The organism is Nocardia sp. NPDC019219, assembly GCF_040632645.1.
GTDB lineage: Bacteria > Actinomycetota > Actinomycetes > Mycobacteriales > Mycobacteriaceae > Nocardia > Nocardia sputorum.
On record NZ_JBEYCG010000001.1, the window covers coordinates 507,867 to 526,191 of the forward strand.

At 65.4% G+C, this 18,325-nt stretch carries 15 protein-coding genes and 2 tRNA genes; 10 read left to right on the plus strand and 7 right to left on the minus strand.

The window, feature by feature from the left end; all coding sequences use genetic code 11:
• Nucleotides 1–48 precede the first annotated feature (48 nt).
• The 3 genes from gyrA (at nucleotide 49) to ABZ552_RS02355 (ending at nucleotide 4,162) form a co-directional block, all read left to right on the plus strand.
• The gene (gene gyrA, locus ABZ552_RS02345; protein ID WP_281876517.1) at nucleotides 49–2,556 is read left to right on the plus strand and encodes a DNA gyrase subunit A; all 2,508 of its coding nucleotides are present in this window, start codon (nucleotides 49–51) and stop codon (nucleotides 2,554–2,556) included.
• Between the two features lie 45 nt (nucleotides 2,557–2,601).
• Complete coding sequence (locus ABZ552_RS02350; RefSeq protein ID WP_281876518.1) at nucleotides 2,602–3,867, plus strand: DUF3566 domain-containing protein; 1,266 nt, start codon at nucleotides 2,602–2,604, stop codon at nucleotides 3,865–3,867.
• A 218-nt stretch (nucleotides 3,868–4,085) separates the two neighbouring features.
• Nucleotides 4,086–4,162: transfer RNA gene (locus tag ABZ552_RS02355), tRNA-Ile, on the plus strand.
• Between the two features lie 788 nt (nucleotides 4,163–4,950).
• On the opposite strand, the gene ABZ552_RS02360 is transcribed toward ABZ552_RS02355, so the two are convergent.
• Together ABZ552_RS02360 and ABZ552_RS02365 are read right to left on the minus strand one after the other, a co-directional pair.
• Complete coding sequence (locus ABZ552_RS02360) at nucleotides 4,951–5,523, minus strand: hypothetical protein (protein WP_357435263.1); 573 nt, start codon at nucleotides 5,521–5,523, stop codon at nucleotides 4,951–4,953.
• Nucleotides 5,524–5,534: 11 nt separating this feature from the next.
• Nucleotides 5,535–6,686: a zinc-dependent alcohol dehydrogenase gene (locus ABZ552_RS02365; RefSeq protein ID WP_281876521.1), complete on the minus strand. Its 1,152-nt coding sequence runs from the start codon at nucleotides 6,684–6,686 to the stop codon at nucleotides 5,535–5,537.
• 200 nt (nucleotides 6,687–6,886) lie between these two features.
• Between ABZ552_RS02365 and ABZ552_RS02370 the strand changes: the two genes are divergently transcribed.
• Both ABZ552_RS02370 and ABZ552_RS02375 read left to right on the plus strand, forming a co-directional pair.
• The gene (locus ABZ552_RS02370) at nucleotides 6,887–7,693 is read left to right on the plus strand and encodes an MBL fold metallo-hydrolase (RefSeq protein WP_357435265.1); all 807 of its coding nucleotides are present in this window, start codon (nucleotides 6,887–6,889) and stop codon (nucleotides 7,691–7,693) included.
• 112 nt (nucleotides 7,694–7,805) lie between these two features.
• Nucleotides 7,806–8,354, plus strand: a complete 549-nt coding sequence (locus tag ABZ552_RS02375; RefSeq protein WP_281876523.1) for a DUF2231 domain-containing protein — start codon at nucleotides 7,806–7,808, stop codon at nucleotides 8,352–8,354.
• Nucleotides 8,355–8,522: 168 nt separating this feature from the next.
• Here the strand turns inward: ABZ552_RS02375 and ABZ552_RS02380 are convergent, their stop codons facing one another.
• Together ABZ552_RS02380 and ABZ552_RS02385 are read right to left on the minus strand one after the other, a co-directional pair.
• Nucleotides 8,523–10,031, minus strand: a complete 1,509-nt coding sequence (locus tag ABZ552_RS02380) for a PP2C family protein-serine/threonine phosphatase (protein WP_357435267.1) — start codon at nucleotides 10,029–10,031, stop codon at nucleotides 8,523–8,525.
• Between the two features lie 53 nt (nucleotides 10,032–10,084).
• Nucleotides 10,085–10,855 carry a GAF and ANTAR domain-containing protein gene (locus ABZ552_RS02385; RefSeq protein WP_281876525.1) on the minus strand — a complete coding sequence of 257 codons (771 nt, stop codon included), beginning with the start codon at nucleotides 10,853–10,855 and terminating at the stop codon, nucleotides 10,085–10,087.
• A gap of 452 nt (nucleotides 10,856–11,307) precedes the next feature.
• Between ABZ552_RS02385 and ABZ552_RS02390 the strand changes: the two genes are divergently transcribed.
• The 5 genes from ABZ552_RS02390 to ctaD all read left to right on the plus strand — a co-directional run bounded on the left by ABZ552_RS02390 (nucleotide 11,308) and on the right by ctaD (nucleotide 15,973).
• Complete coding sequence (locus ABZ552_RS02390; RefSeq protein ID WP_281876526.1) at nucleotides 11,308–12,198, plus strand: manganese catalase family protein; 891 nt, start codon at nucleotides 11,308–11,310, stop codon at nucleotides 12,196–12,198.
• A 44-nt stretch (nucleotides 12,199–12,242) separates the two neighbouring features.
• Complete coding sequence (locus tag ABZ552_RS02395) at nucleotides 12,243–12,827, plus strand: hemerythrin domain-containing protein (protein ID WP_281876527.1); 585 nt, start codon at nucleotides 12,243–12,245, stop codon at nucleotides 12,825–12,827.
• 217 nt (nucleotides 12,828–13,044) lie between these two features.
• Nucleotides 13,045–13,572: a DUF4142 domain-containing protein gene (locus ABZ552_RS02400; protein WP_357435270.1), complete on the plus strand. Its 528-nt coding sequence runs from the start codon at nucleotides 13,045–13,047 to the stop codon at nucleotides 13,570–13,572.
• 99 nt (nucleotides 13,573–13,671) lie between these two features.
• On the plus strand, nucleotides 13,672–14,100 hold the full coding sequence (locus ABZ552_RS02405) for a hypothetical protein (RefSeq protein ID WP_357435272.1): 429 nt from the start codon (nucleotides 13,672–13,674) through the stop codon (nucleotides 14,098–14,100).
• 118 nt (nucleotides 14,101–14,218) lie between these two features.
• Complete coding sequence (gene ctaD, locus ABZ552_RS02410) at nucleotides 14,219–15,973, plus strand: cytochrome c oxidase subunit I (RefSeq protein ID WP_281876529.1); 1,755 nt, start codon at nucleotides 14,219–14,221, stop codon at nucleotides 15,971–15,973.
• A 365-nt stretch (nucleotides 15,974–16,338) separates the two neighbouring features.
• Here the strand turns inward: ctaD and ABZ552_RS02415 are convergent, their stop codons facing one another.
• The 3 genes from ABZ552_RS02415 to ABZ552_RS02425 all read right to left on the minus strand — a co-directional run bounded on the left by ABZ552_RS02415 (nucleotide 16,339) and on the right by ABZ552_RS02425 (nucleotide 18,248).
• The gene (locus ABZ552_RS02415) at nucleotides 16,339–16,590 is read right to left on the minus strand and encodes a WGxxGxxG family protein (protein WP_281876531.1); all 252 of its coding nucleotides are present in this window, start codon (nucleotides 16,588–16,590) and stop codon (nucleotides 16,339–16,341) included.
• Between the two features lie 790 nt (nucleotides 16,591–17,380).
• A tRNA-Ala gene (locus ABZ552_RS02420) sits at nucleotides 17,381–17,453 on the minus strand.
• Between the two features lie 129 nt (nucleotides 17,454–17,582).
• The gene (locus tag ABZ552_RS02425; protein ID WP_281919318.1) at nucleotides 17,583–18,248 is read right to left on the minus strand and encodes a TetR/AcrR family transcriptional regulator; all 666 of its coding nucleotides are present in this window, start codon (nucleotides 18,246–18,248) and stop codon (nucleotides 17,583–17,585) included.
• Nucleotides 18,249–18,325 lie beyond the last annotated feature (77 nt).

Here is an 18,325-nt window from a genome sequence, read left to right on the forward strand (position 1 = left end):
GTGGCGCCCGGCAGTCTGCGCACGTCAGCCCGTTAAGGAGACTTCTTCATGACCGACATCACCCTGCCGCCGGACGGTGCGGGCGACCGCGTCGAACCGGTCGACATCCAGCTGGAGATGCAGAACAGCTACATCGATTACGCCATGAGCGTGATCGTCGGCCGCGCGCTGCCCGAAGTGCGCGACGGCCTCAAGCCGGTGCATCGCCGCATCCTCTACGCCATGTACGACAACGGGTACCGGCCCGATCGCGGCTATGTGAAGTCCGCGCGCCCGGTGTCGGACACGATGGGCAACTACCACCCGCACGGCGACTCGGCGATCTACGACACGTTGGTGCGCATGGCCCAGCCGTGGGCGATGCGCTACCCGCTGGTAGACGGCCAGGGCAACTTCGGCAGCCGCGGTAACGACGGCGCCGCGGCCATGCGCTACACCGAGTGCCGCCTCACGCCGCTGGCGATGGAGATGCTGCGCGAGATCGACCACGAGACGGTCGATTTCATCCCCAACTACGACGGCAAGACGCAGGAACCGGTGGTCCTGCCGAGCCGCGTGCCGAACATGCTGATGAACGGCAGCAACGGCATCGCGGTCGGGATGGCGACCAACATCCCGCCGCACAACCTGACCGAGCTGGCGAACGCGATCTACTGGGCGCTGGACAACCACGACGCCGACGAGGAGACCACCCTCGCCGCGTGCATGGAGCGGATCAAGGGCCCGGACTTCCCGACCGCGGGTCTGATCGTCGGCACCCAGGGCATCCACGACGCGTACACCACCGGCCGCGGGTCCATCAAGATGCGCGGCGTCGTCGAGATCGAAGAGGACAATCGCGGCCGCACCACGATCGTCATCACCGAGCTGCCCTACCAGGTCAACACCGACAACTTCATCAACGCGATCGCCGAGCAGGTCAAGGACGGCAAGATCGCGGGCATCGCCGACATCCACGACGAGTCCTCCGACCGCGTCGGCCTGCGCATCGTCGTGACGGTCAAGCGGGACGCCGTGGCCAAGGTCGTGCTGAACAACCTGTACAAGCACACCCAGCTGCAGACCAGCTTCGGCGCCAACATGCTGTCCATCGTCGACGGCGTGCCGCGCACGCTGCGGCTGGACCAGATGATCCGGTTCTACGTCAACCACCAGTTGGACGTGATCATCCGGCGCACCAGGTACCTGCTGCGCAAGGCCGAGGAGCGGGCCCACATCCTGCGCGGCCTGGTCAAGGCGCTCGACGCGCTCGACGAGGTCATCGCGCTGATCCGCCGCTCGGCCAACACCGACACCGCGCGCACCGGCCTGATGCAGTTGCTCGACATCGACGAGATCCAGGCGACCGCGATCCTGGACATGCAGCTGCGCCGGCTCTCGGCGCTGGAGCGACAGAAGATCATCGACGATCTGGCCAAGATCGAAGCCGAGATCGCCGACTACAAGGACATTCTCGACAAGCCGGAGCGTCAGCGCGCGATCGTGCGCGACGAGCTGGCCGAGATCGTGGACAAGTACGGCGACGACCGGCGCACCCAGATCATCTCCGCCGACGGCGACGTGGCCGACGAGGATCTGATCGCCCGCGAGGACGTGGTCGTCACGATCACCGAGACCGGCTACGCCAAGCGCACCAAGACCGACCTCTACCGCAGCCAGAAGCGCGGCGGCAAGGGCGTGCAGGGCGCGGGTCTCAAGCAGGACGACATCGTCAAGCACTTCTTCATCACCTCGACGCACGACTGGCTTCTGTTCTTCACGAACAAGGGCCGGGTCTACCGGGCCAAGGCCTACGAGCTGCCCGAGGCCAACCGCACCGCGCGCGGCCAGCACGTGGCGAACCTGCTGGCCTTCCAGCCGGACGAGAAGATCGCCCAGATCATCCAGATCAAATCCTACGACGACGCGCCGTACCTGGTGCTCGCCACCAAGAACGGCCTGGTGAAGAAGTCGAAACTGACCGATTTCGACTCCAACCGCAGCGGCGGCATCGTCGCGGTGAATCTGCGCGACGAGGACGAATTGGTCGGCGCCGTGCTCTGCTCGGCCGACGACGACCTGCTGTTGGTCTCCGCGCTCGGCCAGTCGATTCGCTTCTCGGCCACCGACGAGGCGCTGCGTCCGATGGGGCGCGCCACCTCCGGCGTGCAGGGCATGCGGTTCAACGACAGCGATGAACTGCTGTCCCTCAATGTGGTTCGCGCCGGCACATATCTGCTGGTCGCCACGTCCGGCGGCTACGCCAAGCGCACCGCGATCGAGGAGTACACCCCGCAGGGCCGCGGGGGTAAAGGCGTATTGACCATCCAGTTCGACGCGAAACGTGGCACCCTGGTCGGGGCGCTCATCGTCGACGACGACGACGAGTTGTACGCGATCACCTCCGGTGGCGGCGTCATCCGGACGGCGGCGAAGCAGGTTCGCAAGGCCGGCCGACAGACCAAGGGTGTGCGATTGATGAACCTCGCGGAGGGCGATACTTTGCTTGCGATCGCGCGCAACGCCGACGAGCCCGATCCCGATCAGGTCTCCGGTGGCGGCGACACCGGCTCCTAGCAGTAATCCAACAGCGGCGGCAACGAACGGACCCAAGGATTCCCATTGACCACTCCGAATCAGCCGAATGACGAGCGGCACCAGACGAACGGCGTGACCGAGCGGATCGCACCGTCACCGATCCCGCCGCGGCCGATCCCACGGCCGGTCGCCTCGGCCGAGAACGGTCAGCCCGGCGGCGGCCAGCAAAGCGGCGGTCAGCCGGGCGGTCACCCTGGCGGCGGTCACCCTGGTGGCGCGCAGCCGGGTGGTCACCAGGGCCAGCCGAACGGGCCGCAGTCCGGCGGACATCCGAACGGGCCGCAGTCCGGCGGACATCCGAACGGGCCGCAATCCGGCGGACATCCGGGTGGGCCGCAGGCCAACCCGCCCGGCGGCAACCAGCCGAATGCTCAGCCGCACGAGATCCGCGACCAGCAGGGCGATTTCGCTCCGCAGCAGGGCGCGCCGGATCAAGCGCCCGGCGGCGACGGCCAGGACCGTTTCGATCAGAAGACGACGCGGATCAACAACCAGGCCCCGCAGTCCGCGCCCGAGAGCGAGGACAAGCAACCGGTCGGGGCCGCCGCCAACGGCGGTCCGCAGTCGCCGTACCAGGACGGGTGGGCGCAGCTGCCGCAGCGGGAGCCGCAGTCCAACCTGTACCGCCCCGGGCAGGCGCCGGTCACCGGACGCCCGTCCTCGGGCGGTGGCGGCGGTCTCGGCGGCGGCACGTCCAACGCCCGTACCACCGCCGACCTGGCGGCCAAGGCGGCGCGTAAGGAAGCCGCCATGGTGAAGTCGGTCGGCATCGACGGGCCCACCCGCAGTATCGCGCGGCCGGAGCTGATCAAGGACATGCCCGACCTGTCCGAGATCCGGCATCCGCTGCCGGCCACCGAAGCCGCCGCCCCGCAGTCCGGGCCGGTGTCGCCCGCGGTCCCGGTCGCGGTAGCGGCGGTGGCCTCCGGAGAGCCGCTGCGGGCCACCGTGCAGATCCGTCGCATCGATCCGTGGTCGACGCTGAAGATCTCGCTGGTGATCAGCGTGGCGATGTTCTTCGTGTGGATGCTCGCGGTCGGTCTGCTGTACATCGTGCTCGAGGGCATGGGTGTGTGGGAGCGGTTGAACAACACGTTCACCGACATGGTGTCGCAGGACAGCGGCTCGGTGGGCTTGATCGACGCGGGCACCGTGTTCGGCTACGCGGGCGTGATCGGCCTGATCAACGTCGTGCTGTTCACCGCGCTCGGCACGGTCGGCACGTTCATCTACAACCAGTGCTGCGACCTCGTCGGCGGCATCCAGGTCACCCTGGCCGACCCCGACTAGTCATCCAGCGTTCCGAACGGCCGGTACTCGCACCGCAGGGTGGGGTACCGGCCGTTTTCGTTGGTGCTACCGGGCTTGGAGGGCGGGTCACGCTGTCGGTACGGATGTCGCTCTCGTCGTGAATGAGGCTCCATAGCGCCTCTACCAGCCGTTTTGGTTCAGTAGATGAGTGTTGTGTAGTCTCTACACGTTGTTGTTACCGCGAACAACACGACTACGGGCCTATAGCTCAGGCGGTTAGAGCGCTTCGCTGATAACGAAGAGGTCGGAGGTTCAAGTCCTCCTAGGCCCACCATTTCGATCTGCTATAACGCCAGGTGAGAGGCTGTCTTCGCCTATTTGATGTCCCTTTAGTCCGCTTTTGGTGATGACACAGTCATCGCCCATTGATGACATGAGGGCGCTTGCCACTCCACGTACCGGCGCTGGCCTTGGCTTTTATTGTGTGCGCTATGAGGATTCGATCCTCCGACCCCCGGTCGCGGCAGCGCATCCGCACTCGGATTAGCGGGGTACGGGCCCTCAGGCATCGGAATCGCTTCGATCCGGAGACCCAGTGCGCCGCCGCCTGTTGTGCCGTTACTCCACCGCTGACGGCGAGGTCGCCTTGATGGCCAGCCCCTTCTTCGCGTGCCCATTCGCCACTGCGCTGGTGTGGGTGGCTTAAACAAGGCTCGGCCGCGATCGCGGCGGGCCACCAACGCCGCTGCGGTGCTGGCCACCCGTAATCCCGCCGATGCCGCCCGCCTGGCCGGCCAAGACGACACCATGAACGAACTGCACCGCACCCTGCCGGCCGCCGTGCTCGAAGAAACCGGCGGTAATCCATCGCAACCGCGGTGGAGCTTGTCCTGGCGGGCCGCTACTACAAACGTTTGGGCCGACACACCGTGCACATCGCCCAGCGCACCCAAGTCTGACCACCGGCCGACATCCAGCCTCGGCATCACCCTCGTCGAGCGAGCAGGCCGACCGGTGAACCCACTCGCCCTAAGGGGCATGTGCAGGCGATCGCGATGAGCCCCTCGGGTTGGTCAGCATGAGTACCCAGTGGTAAGCCGCACGCCCCGGCGCGCGGCGCGTCTACCGAGTTCGGCGGCGCTGCAGCGCCCTCCATGCCGCGGCACCGGCTATTCCCGACGCTATCCAGGGGGCGGCGACGAGGAGCGGGTCCATCCACATGTGGGTGCGATCGACGCGGCTGCCGGTGATGCGGCTTCGCAGTCCGTGGTGGGTGAATTCGGCTTTGATACCGGTTTCGGTGATCAGGTTGTCCGGCTTTCCGGCCAGTAGTGACCGGACGCGGTTCTCTGCTACATCGACCCGGTCGCCGACGATCAACAGCAACCAGTGGGCGGTGCCGGCTTCGCTGTATTTTTTGTAGGCGAAGCGGCGGATCACTCCGGACAGACCTTGCAGCGGCGTCGACGTACCGAACACCGGGGTCAGGAACTTGTGCTCGATCGAGCGTTCGCGCGGCACGTTCTCCAGTTGCCGGTCCGGAAACTCCCAGTGAGCGCCGGTGGCACCGGGATCGTAGACGAGTTTGGGAACCGACGGCCGATCCTTCGGATCCAGATCGACACCCCATCCGGGGATCCGGGCTCGCAGCTCGTCGGCAGCGGGAACCGGCGGGTGTTGTTTGGTGTAAGGCATCCGAACTCCTGTCACGCGTTCTGAGGAAGGACGATCACCGGCTTGATGCACTCGTCGAGTTTGCCGGAGAAGATGTGATAGCCCTCGGCGATGTGCTCCAACGGAATACGATGGGTGACAATGTCACTCGGCTTCAGATAGCCGTTCTCGATATGCGACAGCAGGCGCGGCCATTGGCGTTTCACGGGGCACTGATTCATGTTGAGTGTCAGGCCCTTGTTCATCGCGTCGCCGAATTTCACCGCGCTGAACAAGGGTCCGTAGGCGCCGACGACCGACACCGTGCCCCCTTTCCGGACGGAGTCGATAGCCCAGTTGAGCGCGATCGGTGAGCCGCCTTGGAGTTTGAACTTGGCCGCGGTGACGTGCTGGATCAGGTTGCCGTCGGCCTCGGCGCCGACCGCATCGATGGCGACGTCGGCGCCGAGGTAGTCGGTGGCTCGTTTCATTTCGACGACGATGTCGGCGCAGTCGGCCATGTTGATCGTTTCGGCGTGGGCGAAGCTGCGGGCCTTCTCCAGCCGGTACTCCAGATGGTCGATCACGATGACTCGCGCCGCCCCCATCAGCCACGCCGACTTCGCGGCGAACAGACCAACCGGCCCCGCGCCGAACACGACGACCACATCACCCTCGGTGATGTCACCCAATTGCGCACCGAAATACCCGGTGGCCAGGGCATCGGTGCACATCAGCGCGTCTTCGTCATCGAGCCCGTCCGGGATCTTGGCGGGACCCACGTCGGCGAACGGCACTCGAACGTACTCGGCTTGGCCTCCGTCGTAGCCACCGCAGGTGTGTGAGTAGCCGTAGATGCCGCCCACAGCGGTGGCGTTCGGGTTCACGTTGTGACAGTTGGAATAAAGTCCGCGAGCGCAGAAGTAGCACGAGCCGCAGTAGATATTGAACGGCACCATGACCCGGTCACCTAGCCGCAGGTTCTCTACGGATCCGCCGACCTGCTCCACCACGCCGACGAACTCGTGCCCGAACGTCATTCCCACCCGGGTGTCGGGCATGAGCCCGTGATAGAGATGCAGATCCGAACCACAGATCGCCGCGCGCTGAACCCGGACGATGGCGTCATTCGGATGCTCGATCGAAGGGATGTCCTTTTCTTCGACGCGCACTTTGTACGGCCCGCGATAGACCATCGCTCGCATACCGTCTCCTCTCTCCGGGTCCTGTCGTCCTACCCCCACTCGAGCGGGCAAAACGAAACCACCCCGTCCACGACCGGCGCCTGAGCTCACCCGGATAGCGGACGTCGACCACCCCACAAGGGGCGGTAGTGGTCGATTGCATACCCTGCGGCAGGTGGGGCAGTCCGAGGAGGACCGTCCGGTCCGGAACGGAGGCAGGAATGGATCTGTCCGTCACATTCATCGGGAACGCGACGACACTGATCGGCTTCGGTGAGCTGATGCTGATGACCGATCCGAACTTTCTGCACCGAGGCCAGCACGCGTACCTCGGATACGGCCTGGTCTCCAAGCGCCTGCGCGAACCGGCCCTGCGCATCGATGAATTGCCAGCCCTGGACGCCATCGTGCTCTCGCACATGCACGGCGATCACTGGGACCGCACCGCGCAACGCGACCTCGATCACGCCCTGCCGATCCTCACCACACCGCACGCCGCCACGCGTCTGCACCGGCGCGGTTTTTCCGCGGCCACACCACTGCGCACCTGGGAGGATAGGGAGATCGTCAAAGGCTCCGCGAAGGTACGCGTGACCTCGCTGCCTGGCCGGCACGCACCAGCGTTCACCTGGCGCTTCCTGCCGCCTGTCATGGGCACCATGCTGGAATTCGGGCCTGCCGACGGCCCGCCGCAGCGGCGGCTCTACGTCTCCGGCGACACATTGCTCGTGCAGGAACTGCATCAGATCCCGGCACGATTCGACACGATCGACGCAGGCATACTGCACCTCGGCGGCACCAGACTGCCGGCGGGCCCGCGACTTCCTTTCGGGCTGACTGTCACCATGGACGGCCGGCAAGGCACCGGGCTGGTCGACCTACTCGACCTGCCCCGCGCGATTCCGGTGCACTACGACGACTACACCGTCTTCGCCTCGCCGCTCAGCGAGTTCCACGCCCACATGCGGCGGCGCGGCTGGGGCGACCGCGTCGTCGAGCTTCCCCGCGGTCACACCGTGGTGCTGTAGCGCGAGCGGCTGTGACGGCGGCCGGTGAGGCTTTATCGCGCTTGGTCGGTCCGCCCACCCGATCACCGCGGATGCCGGGTTCACCCCACAGCGCGGCGGGTATCGCGACGTCATGAATATTCCTCGGATGCTGCGGACGGTCGAGGCGGCCGACCGGCTCGACCAACCCGCCGAGAGGCTCGCCACGTCGATACGCCGGGTTTTCGGACAAGGCCGTGTCGCCGACTGGGTACGCGGCTCCCAGCTGGGCCACCCTGTTCACCCGATCCTGGTCACCCTGCCGATCGGCGCTTGGTCCAGCGCCGCCGCGCTGCGCATCGCCGGACAGAACGACGCGGCGCGCAGACTCGTGTTGATCGGCCTGCTGGCCACCCCTGCGACAGTCGCCGCCGGACTGGCGGACTTCCGCGACCTCGACATCTACCAGCGGCGCGTCGGCCTCGTGCATGCTGCGGCGAATGGTGTTGCGGCCCTGTTGTTCTCCGCCGCCTATTTGACCAGGGGCGAGTTCACGGCCACTGTCTTCGGCGCGGCGGGCCTGGCGGCGATGGGTGCCGGTGGTGCGCTCGGCGGTCACCTGTCCTACGCGCTCGGTGCCGGGGTCCACCGATGGCAGGATGAGCCCGCACCGCTCGAAGTCTCCCCGGCCTCCGTTTCCTGACCAGACATCAGACGTGCCGAGTCAGGGCGATCAGCTCGACAGGATGCGCTTCCGTGCTCGCCCGATGCTGTATCCGATGTGATCGCATAAGGGGTCGCGCCGGTGCACGTGCTCGACACCGAAGCCGGAGCCGTCACTGGGCGTCAGACACGCGTCGATGCCGGATCCTCACGGGGTGAGCTTGCCGGGGCTGGTCCAGCGGGCGAGGAGGACGGTGGCGTCGTCCTGCAGGGTTCCGTGTTGATGGGTGAGGACGGCGTTGATCAGTCGGCGTGCGGTCTCGGGTGGTGGGTAACCGGCTGCGGCTTCGCGGCGCAGGAAGTCGGTGAGGCGTTCTTCGCCGAAGAACGCGCCTTCGGAGTCGCGGGCCTCGGTGATGCCGTCGGTGTAGAGGACGAGCCAGTCCTCTGGTTGCAGTACTTCTTCGGCGACGGTGAGCTCACCGTCGCCGAGGCCCAGCGGTAGTCGGTGTCCGCCGGTGAGGGGTTTGACGATTCTGCCGCCGCGCATGATCATCGGTTCGGGGTGGCCGGCGTTGATGTAGCGTAGTCGGCCGGTGGGCATGTGCAGTTCGGCAAGGACCGCGGTGGCGAACTTCCCGTGTCCGAATTGGTCGGCGATGGTCTGGTCGATCACGCGGGCTTGTTCGAACAATCCGTGGCCGGCGTGGCGCGCGCTGCGGTAGGCGGCCAGCGCCGTCGCCGCGATGAGGCCGCTGGCCGGGTCGTGGCCGACCGCGTCGAGAACGATGAGTTGCGCGGTGGTGTCGGACAGCGCGTAGTCGAAGGCGTCGCCGTTGAGGTCGTGACGTGGCTCCACGACGCCGCTGATCACGAAGTTGTCCACGCCGGCGGTCAACGGAGGCAGCATCGACCAGATCAACTCGGCGTTGGGGGTGCGGGGCGTGGTCAACCGGACTCGGTCCAGAGCGTCCCCGAACCCGGTCATCGCCGTGACCAAGTGACCGAGCAGCCGTGACATCCAGCGGCATTGCACCCGAAGTCCGGGGTCATACAGGTCCTCGGGGTCATCGACCTGGACGTCGAGGACGCCGAGGCGTTCGCTTCCATCGAGCAACGGCACCCACAACCGGGGCCGGTCGGCTACGTGCGAAGGTAGTGTCTGCACGAGGCGGAATGCGCGGCCCGGCAGAGTCGTATCGACATCCAGGGCCTCGTCCGGGGCTGCGTGCTCCCACACACGGGACGGCGAACGGATGGGATGCAGATAACTCTCCTCGTAGTCGACCAGGTACATGGCGATACGCACGCCGAGGGCGTCGCCGGCGGCTGCCGCGATGGCAGGTAGCCGCTCGGGCGCCGCATTGTGGGCGCCGTCGAGAAGGGCCACCAGTCCCGCCAAGGGAGCGCTGCTGGCTTCGGTGTCCCGGATGGTGCGGCTGTAGGTGGCGCGTTTGGTCCAGGCGAGTTGGTCGAGGCGTTCGTTGACGGCATGGGCGAGGATGTCGCGGTCGCGTGTGGGAAGTTCGCCGAGCCCGTGCACATAGGCGTCGATCTCGAGGCAGCCGGCGTCTCCGCCCATGGTGAAGTAGCTCATCCACAGTTCTTCGAGGTTCAGCTCGGCGCCCTTCAAGGCGAGGACCAGGCTGCGCTGCTGTTCGTGGGAGCGGTCACTGCCGTGTTCTGTGCCTTGTTGGGTGGCGGACTCGTCGTTCATAGCGACCACCATGTCTGGGAGACGGTGTCAGCTGTCGGCACAGCGGTTGCCGATCAGCGCCGATGACGGACGGTGGACATGGCCAGGCGTTCGGCGACGCGCCGCACGGTGCTGCCTTGCCGACGAGCGGTGTGCGCGAGGATCAGGAACGCCGCCCGCTCATCGACCCCGTCACGGGCCATGATGATGCCCTTGGCCAGCGTAGTCACCTCACGGCCACGCAGGCTGTCCGCGATCCGCCCGGTGACCCGCTCCGCGTCCTCCGCGGCTCGCATTCCGGCCAGCAGCATCGCCGCCTGGGACGAGAACATCGAGAGCAGATGCTCCTCCCGCTCGGTATAGGCGCCGGGTTGCGCGGCGTAAACCTTGATCGCGCCCAGCGCCCTCGTGCCCGCGACCAGAGGCGCACTCAACGACGAGAGCAACCCCAACTCCGTCGCTGGCCCCGACCACATGGGCCAACGCTCGTCGGACGCCAGATCGTCGACGCGCACCACCACTCGATCCGCCCACGCGGTCAGACAAGGTCCCGCGCCCAGCTGGTACTGGATATCGTCGGCCCGCTCGACCACCGCGTCGGTAGCCGCCGTGGTGGTGCGATGACCTTCGCTGTTCAACAAGGTGATCCCGGCACCCACGGTATGGGGAACCATCTCCACCGACAGAGAAGTAACCATCTCCAGTGCCGTGCTCACCGTCTCCGCAGACAAGAACAGACCCGACATACGCGCGAACGCTGCAACGATCCGATCCGCGGCGACATCCGGGTCCACAACGTCCTCGACGGACGAGGCATCAGCAGACGAGGGAACATCAGACGACATTCGTCGACACCTCCTACCCCTCCGCATCAGCCCCAGCGCGCCGCACCGCTTCGACATCACTGGATCACGCGATGATTCGACGTGCGGCAACCGTTGTCGCTGTTTCGAGTCAGCCTCACCATTGCGGCAACCTGAGTCCGATCCGAAGGCACTGCAACGTGTGCGACAACTAGTCGACCATCATCGACTGATGGTGACCAGGTCCGAATTGTCGCCAGCACAGCATCTATGACAACGCTTCGATCGCCACCGGCGCTCGTGTTCATGCCGATCGGTCTCCTATCCGGCATCTCGATCATAGTGCACCTATCGGAATTTGCCGTGTGTTCGCCGGGAGGCTGGGGTGCTGTCGCAGCACCGGCAGGGCGCGCGTTCTCTCAGTGATGTTTCCAGTCGATGAACCCGGGTAGCCGCCACCAATCGGAGTGCGACGACGACCATCGAGGAGTGGGATGTTCATTCACAACAAGGACCTGCAGTTCGAGGTACGGGTGGACCGGCCGGATCCGCGGTTCGCGACCCTGCTGCAAGAGCAGTTCGGCGGAGCCAACGGCGAGCTCAAGGCCGCGATGCAGTACTTCACTCAGGCGTTCGTGCTGCGCCGCAAGAATCCGAAGATGTACGACTTGTTCATGGACATCGCCACCGAGGAGCTCAGTCACCTCGAGATCGTCGGCTCCATGATCACGATGCTGCTGGACGGGCTCAACGACGATCTGAAGCAGGCCAACCAGCGGTGTGACTGGATGCCGCTGGTCGGCAACTCGGCCGGCCGCGAGCAGGTCATCCACCAAGTCGCGGTGAACCCGTTGTATTTCGCCCTGACCGGCGGCGGCCCGGACGTCAAGGATTCGGCGGGCGTGCCGTGGCAGGGCTCGTTCGTCAATGCCAACGGTGAGCCCTCGGTGGATCTGCGCAGTAATCTCGCGGCGGAGTCGCGAGCGAAGATCGTCTACGAATACCTCAAGCAGTTCACCGACGACCCGGGCGTGCAGGACACACTGTCGTTCTTGATGACTCGCGAGGTCGCGCATTTCCAGCAGTTCACCGCGGCGCTCAACGAGCTGCCGGTCAACTTCCCGCCCGGAACGCTGCCCGGTGACGATCGGTTCCAGAACGTCGCGTTCAACATGTCCAATGGTGCGGCCAGCGCCCGCGGCCCCTGGAACGAAGGGCAAGGGCCTTGGCCGGAGGGCATGCAGTGGCGTTATGTCGACAACCCGGTCACCGATTGGCTCGGCTCCGACGAGCGAGCCAACCACGGCGCCGAGGAGAATCCGCAGGGCGAACCCGCGGTGCAGGGCACCAAGCCGTTCACCCACGAACAGCACATGCCCGGCTGACCATCGCCGGTGTCTTCCAGGCAACTCACACCGGAGGTGTACCGATGGATGCCTTGACCTTGCTGCGCAACGATCACGAGAGCGTGCTGGGAATGATCGAACAGTTCGAACGCGGGCGCGGTGATGGTGCGGCCGAGACTCGGGCGCGTTCGGATCTCGCGACGAGCCTGGTGATCGCCGCATCGCAGCACGAAGCGGTGGAAGAGCAATTCTTCTGGCCGGCGGTGCGGCAGGCGCTTCCCGACGGTGACGAGCTGGCCGATCGGGCTCTACAGCAGGAAGACCGCGCCAAGCGTCTGCTACAGCAGATCGAGGCTTCCGAAGCCGGATCAAGCGAGTTCGAGCAGGCACTCAGCGAGTTCATCGTCGTGGTCCGCGAGCACATCGAGTTCGAGCAGGATCAGGTGTGGCCCCTGTTCCGGCAGGCGTCCGACCGGGACACGATGGAGGAACTCGGGCAGAAGATGGCCACGGCGAAGAAGGTGGCCCCGACCCGACCACATCCGGATACGCCGTCGACTCCAGGTGCGCAAAAGACCGGCGGCTTGGTAGCAGCACTGACCGACAAAGCGCGTGACCTGCTCACCGGCAGGAGGTCACATCAGCCACCGGACCCACCGCCCACCTGAGCGCACACGTCGCTACATCGCTCGAGTGGCACACGCGGCGGACGGGAACTATTCCGGCGGTGGCGGGCCGTATCAGCTGCTCGCCACCGCCTTACGTGAAGGCGGCTGCCGTCGTGGTCATCGTGTGCGCACCTTCGACCGATCGCACCTGGGTGGCGTACTGCGTGCGCGATTGGGCACCCGGGCGGTGAATGACCACCGACCGTAGGAGACGGAAATGCGATCACTACGACGTCTGCTGGTGTTTGCGGCTTTGGCTACCGGGTTGGGATTGTGCGGTGCTCCCGGGAGCGGATATGCGGCGCCGGTCGCGCTGGCCGGACAGGACAGCACATATCTGATGGTGTCGCATCAGTCGCATATGGCGGAAATCCTCTCCGGTGCGCGCGCTGCACCGATGGGGGTATGTCCCCAGGTGCGGGAGATCGGCGCGATGCTGGTGTCCGATCACACGCGGCTGGACGCGATGGGGGCGGCGATCGCCCTGCCGAACGGGGTGATGCTGCCGCTGACCCCGGATCCTGATCAAACCCAGCAGCTGCTGAGCACCGGAATGAAAATGGGCCGAGACTTCGACCTCGCCTGGCTGACCATGCAGGAGAACTTCCACATCCAGGCACTGCAGGCCGGCGCACTGCAACAAGCGGCCGGTAGCTCCGAACAGGTGACGACCCTGGCTCGCGACGCCGAGCCGATCATCGAACACCACCTGATGATGGTCCGCGACGCCCTCACCCGATGCTGACCGCCCGAGCAATCCGGACGCGAACAACCGGTGCAGCCTGAGCGCGCACCGACGGTGTTCCGACCGGCTGCTCGTCCATCCAGAAGGGAGCCGATCGCCATGGCGTATCGCATCGAACCACCGGCAGCGGTGGAGGTTACCGACCGCAGTCCCGCCCGGCTCTCGCCTGGCGTTGGCTTGGCGCGCGCCCACGGTGTGTTCAATGTCGTCGGCGGGTTGTGGCCCTTGTTGCATCGACGGAGTTTCGAGGCAGTCTTCGGGCCCAAGAACGATCATTGGCTGCAATACACCGTCGCGGGGCTGCTTGCCGGTAACGGCGTCGCGCAGATTCTGGCCACATTTTCCCCCGCAGGTGTCGTCCACGCGCGCCGCGTTGGAATCATTACCGCGGCATGGCTGCTGGCGATCGATCTGAAGTATGTACCGGAGGGCGACATACCGAAGACCTACCTGCTCGACGCCGCGATGGAAGTAGGCTGGCTAATGGCGTGGACACGTCCGAACCTGCGAGCTCGTATGCCGGGTTGAGCCTCCATTCCCGGCCTATCGGGCACTGTCGGATAACCCGTCATCATTCGGTTTCGGCTCTCACTGCTCGGGTGCTGCGGGGACGTTCGGACGAGGAAGAAGGTGCACGATGGCTGCGATGGCGCGTGAAATTCCACCTGTCGAGGCGACGCGGCCGTATCCAGCGCGAGTCGGGCCGAAAGGCTCGTTCCTGTGGAAAATGGTCACCACCACCGACCCCAAAGTGCTCGGGATCCTCTATTTGACCTCCGCGACGGGATTCTTCCTCATCGGCGGCCTGATGGCATTGCTGATGCGCGGTGAGCTCGCCAGGCCGGGTCTGCAGTTCCTTTCGCCGGAGCAGTACAACCAGTTGTTCACCATGCACGGCACCATCATGCTGCTGTTCTACGCGACGCCCGTGGTATTCGGTTTCGCCAACGCGATACTGCCGTTGCAGATCGGAGCGCCGGACGTCGCCTTTCCTCGGCTCAACGCCTTCAGTTACTGGCTGTATCTGTTCGGGGCCACCATCGCCACCGCCGGGTTCCTCACTCCGGGCGGGGCCGCCGATTTCGGTTGGACCGGCTACACCCCGCTCAGTCTGGCCGAGCACTCGCCCGGCCCCGGCCCCGACCTATGGATCATGGGCTTGGCCGTCTCCGGTCTCGGCACCATCCTGGGCGCGGTCAACATGACCACCACGGTGATCTGCCTGCGTGCGCCGGGGATGACGATGTTCCGGATGCCCATTTTCACCTGGAACATCCTGGTCACCAGCATCCTGGTGCTGCTGGCCTTCCCGATCCTCACCGCGGCGTTGATGGCGCTGGCCTATGACCGGCATCTGGGTGGCCACATCTACGACCCGGCTACCGGCGGCACGATCCTGTGGCAGCACCTGTTCTGGTTCTTCGGCCATCCCGAGGTGTACATCATCGCGTTGCCGTTCTTCGGCATCGTCACCGAGGTGATCCCGGTGTTCAGCCGCAAACCTATCTTCGGCTATACCGCCCTGGTCTACGCCACCCTGGCCATCGGCGCTTTGTCGGTGGCGGTGTGGGCGCACCACATGTACGCCACCGGCGCGGTCCTGTTGCCGTACTTCTCGCTGATGACCTTCTTGATCGCCGTACCAACCGGGGTGAAATTCTTCAACTGGATCGGCACCATGTGGCGGGGCCAGTTGACCTTCGAGACACCGATGCTGTTCTCGGTCGGGTTCATCGTGACATTCCTGCTCGGCGGCCTGTCCGGCGTCATCCTGGCCAGCCCGCCACTGGACTTCCACGTACACGACACCTATTTCGTCGTCGCCCACTTCCACTACGTGCTGTTCGGCACCATCGTGTTCGCCACCTTCGCGGGCATCTACTTCTGGTTCCCCAAACTCACCGGCCGCTTCCTCGACGAGAGGCTCGGCAAGATCCACTTCTGGACCACCCTGATCGGATTCCACCTCACGTTCCTGATCCAGCACTGGCTCGGCAACATGGGAATGCCCCGCCGCTACGCCGACTATCTGCCGACCGACAATTTCACGCTGCTGAACACGATCTCGACGATCGGGTCCTTCCTGCTCGGCGTCTCCATGCTCACCTTCGTATGGAACGTGTTCAAAAGCTGGCGATACGGCGAGGTCGTGACCGTCGACGACCCATGGGGCCAAGGCAACTCCCTGGAATGGGCGACCACCTCACCACCACCGCGGCACAACTTCTACGAACTGCCCCGCATCCGCTCGGAGCGGCCCGCGTTCGAACTGCACTACCCGCACATGTCCGAACGCATGCGCACCGAAGCCCACGCAGGCCGCACCACCCACGTCGCCCACGCTCTGGTCGCAGCAGATGACCAAGCCGCCGCTGACCCGGAACCAACCTCCGGCGAATGATCGATCTCCGGTGGGCTGCTCCATGCGGCCGAGTCGCTATTGTCGGTCGGCGAGTGCGCGTGTCCTTTGGCAGTCCTGCGTCGCCTCCCGCGCCCACGAGCGCACGGCCATCACCCGCATAGGGCAAACGGGCGCGACGCAGTCGTGTGCACGGTTCCGGCCCCACAAGGTCTCCTAAGAGCAGCGCTGCCCAGGGCGTGTAACCGAATGGGTCATGAAGCGTAGGTGGGAGCGTGCATCCGTGCAGAGCGTGCATCCGTGCGGAGCCGCAGAGACGGACTCGAAAGTCCGCTGGCTCATTGCGCTGGCAGGTGATCCGGCCAAGGACCCCTACGCGTGACAGGGGCCCTTGGCTGCTTATTGCCTCAGGGCTGGCGGGGGCGGGTTGCGGTGGTGGGGCTTGTGCGGTTATCTCTGCGGCGAGCGAGTCCAGCGAGGCCGGCGAGGCCGAGGAGGCCGAGGAGGCCCCACAGGCCGGTCTTGTCACTGTGGTCGTCGTCGACGCGGGTTTCTTGGGCTGTCTGTGTGGTCGCAGCAGCAGGGGTCGCTTCGACTGTTCCGACTCCGCCGAATGTGAGGATCAGGGCTGTCAAGGGGATCGCGATGGTCTTGCGCATAGTGCATCACTCCCTTTCGCTCGATGACCCCACGGCGGTACCCGGCGGGAAAGATCGGAAACACGACACGATCGTTTGCGGGGCAGGCATGGAAAACAAGCGGACAAGTTGGCGGGTGGAACTGCTTATGCCCGAGCACGTCATCAAGCGCGAGCTGACCGCGACAGCGCTCGAGCCCGCTCGACTGATCGATCCAAAAGCGGTCTGGCACCTGATCGCGCGGCAGCTGGGGTAGTGCCATCCGTGAGCGGGGACCATGTCATCGGAGACCAGGGGCATATATCGAGTGTCTCCACGGGGCGGACATCGGTGATGACGCCGTCATCGCCGGGGGTCTATCCCGCGCTGATTTTGGTGATGACCGCGTCATCACCAAAGCTGGTATGGTCTGTCGTGAAATGTAGTGACGCGTCGTGAAACAGCAGTTGAGCGGCAGTGTTACGCAAGGATCAGCTCGCTGACCTGGTAAAACGACGGGTGTGCGGACGAGGTTCAAGTCCTCCTAGGCCCACTCTCTTCACCTCATTCGGTCGCCGACCATTCGAATCCCTGGCACTGCTGATCCAGCGGTCGCGATTGTTCTCGGCGGAAAGCAGAACTCTCGGTTCGTTGCGGGACGTGCGCTGCGCGAACACTGACCTCGTGGATCTGCCGCGGCACCTACCTGGGCAATGCCCACCCAACTCCGAGCACGAGGTCCGGGGCGAAGCCCGCCGGGTGGGCTCGCATGCCGCAGAACCCGCGAAACGACAAAGGCTCATGCTCCCTATGAGCATGAGCCTCCGAGGAGTGGAGCCTAGGGGAATCGAACCCCTAACCCCTGCCTTGCAAAGGCAGTGCTCTGCCAATTGAGCTAAGGCCCCGTCGTGCGCGTACAGACGCCTGGAAAACGGTACCTTCTCGCCGTTGACGCGGTCAAAACGGCAGGTTGTCGTCGAGAAATCCGAGCGCCGTCGGCAGCGCGAGCGGGTGACGCCGTCGGACCGGCGCGATCAGGCGGCGTCGCCGCGCTCGAGCACGTCGTCGAGGGACGGCAGGGGGCGCGAGCAGATGTCGCGCGCCTCGTCGGCGGGAAGTCCGAACATCCGCAGCAGATCCTCGGTGATCTGATCGGTGGCGGCCGCGTCGTCGCGGTCGGGGTGATCGTGCAGCAGCTGGCCCAGGCACAGGGCGGCGCCGGCCACGATGGTCATGGAGAGTTCCGCATCGCTCGTCCGGAACCGGCCCGCGCGAGCGGCGGCCTCGATATCGCGACGAGCGCGCGGGGCGAGTCCTTTCTCGGATCCGGTCAAGATCAGCCCGTTGTTCAGCAGCACCTTGCTGGAGGTGGGGATTCTCCGGTGCAGACGGCCGGTCAATCGGAAACTCTGCGCGAAGACTTCGGCGGGGTCCTCGATGCCTTCGGACAAGGTGTCGAGCACGGCGCCGTGCATCTCGAGCGCTTCTTCCACTGCCGCCCGGAGTAGGTCCTCCCGGCTCTGGAAGTGGTTGTAGAACGACCCCATGCCCACGTCGGCGGCCTGGGTGATCTCCAGGATCGGTGCGTTCGATCTGCCGGTCGCGATGAACGCCTGGGCCGCGGCTATCAGGGCGGCGCGGGTACGGGCCTTGCGGCGCTCCAAGCGGTTGGGCTCCGCCGTCCCGGTTCGATCGGTCATGCCCGCTCCTCTCCCTGTCGGTGCATCGACCATCGTAGCCGCCAGCGCTCAGTTATGACGAATTCATCAGGAGAGTC

Bases quoted from the DNA above. Each gene is read 5' to 3' on its own strand.
- gyrA (WP_281876517.1), top strand. From the start codon at position 49: ATGACCGACATCACCCTGCCGCCGGACGGTGCGGGCGACCGCGTCGAA.
- ABZ552_RS02360 (WP_357435263.1), bottom strand. From the start codon at position 5,523: ATGCCTTACACCAAACAACACCCGCCGGTTCCCGCTGCCGACGAGCTG.
- ABZ552_RS02365 (WP_281876521.1), bottom strand. From the start codon at position 6,686: ATGCGAGCGATGGTCTATCGCGGGCCGTACAAAGTGCGCGTCGAAGAA.
- ABZ552_RS02370 (WP_357435265.1), top strand. From the start codon at position 6,887: ATGGATCTGTCCGTCACATTCATCGGGAACGCGACGACACTGATCGGC.
- ABZ552_RS02375 (WP_281876523.1), top strand. From the start codon at position 7,806: ATGAATATTCCTCGGATGCTGCGGACGGTCGAGGCGGCCGACCGGCTC.
- ABZ552_RS02380 (WP_357435267.1), bottom strand. From the start codon at position 10,031: ATGAACGACGAGTCCGCCACCCAACAAGGCACAGAACACGGCAGTGAC.
- ABZ552_RS02385 (WP_281876525.1), bottom strand. From the start codon at position 10,855: ATGTCGTCTGATGTTCCCTCGTCTGCTGATGCCTCGTCCGTCGAGGAC.
- ABZ552_RS02390 (WP_281876526.1), top strand. From the start codon at position 11,308: ATGTTCATTCACAACAAGGACCTGCAGTTCGAGGTACGGGTGGACCGG.
- ABZ552_RS02395 (WP_281876527.1), top strand. From the start codon at position 12,243: ATGGATGCCTTGACCTTGCTGCGCAACGATCACGAGAGCGTGCTGGGA.
- ABZ552_RS02400 (WP_357435270.1), top strand. From the start codon at position 13,045: ATGCGATCACTACGACGTCTGCTGGTGTTTGCGGCTTTGGCTACCGGG.
- ABZ552_RS02405 (WP_357435272.1), top strand. From the start codon at position 13,672: ATGGCGTATCGCATCGAACCACCGGCAGCGGTGGAGGTTACCGACCGC.
- ctaD (WP_281876529.1), top strand. From the start codon at position 14,219: ATGGCGCGTGAAATTCCACCTGTCGAGGCGACGCGGCCGTATCCAGCG.
- ABZ552_RS02415 (WP_281876531.1), bottom strand. From the start codon at position 16,590: ATGCGCAAGACCATCGCGATCCCCTTGACAGCCCTGATCCTCACATTC.
- ABZ552_RS02425 (WP_281919318.1), bottom strand. From the start codon at position 18,248: ATGACCGATCGAACCGGGACGGCGGAGCCCAACCGCTTGGAGCGCCGC.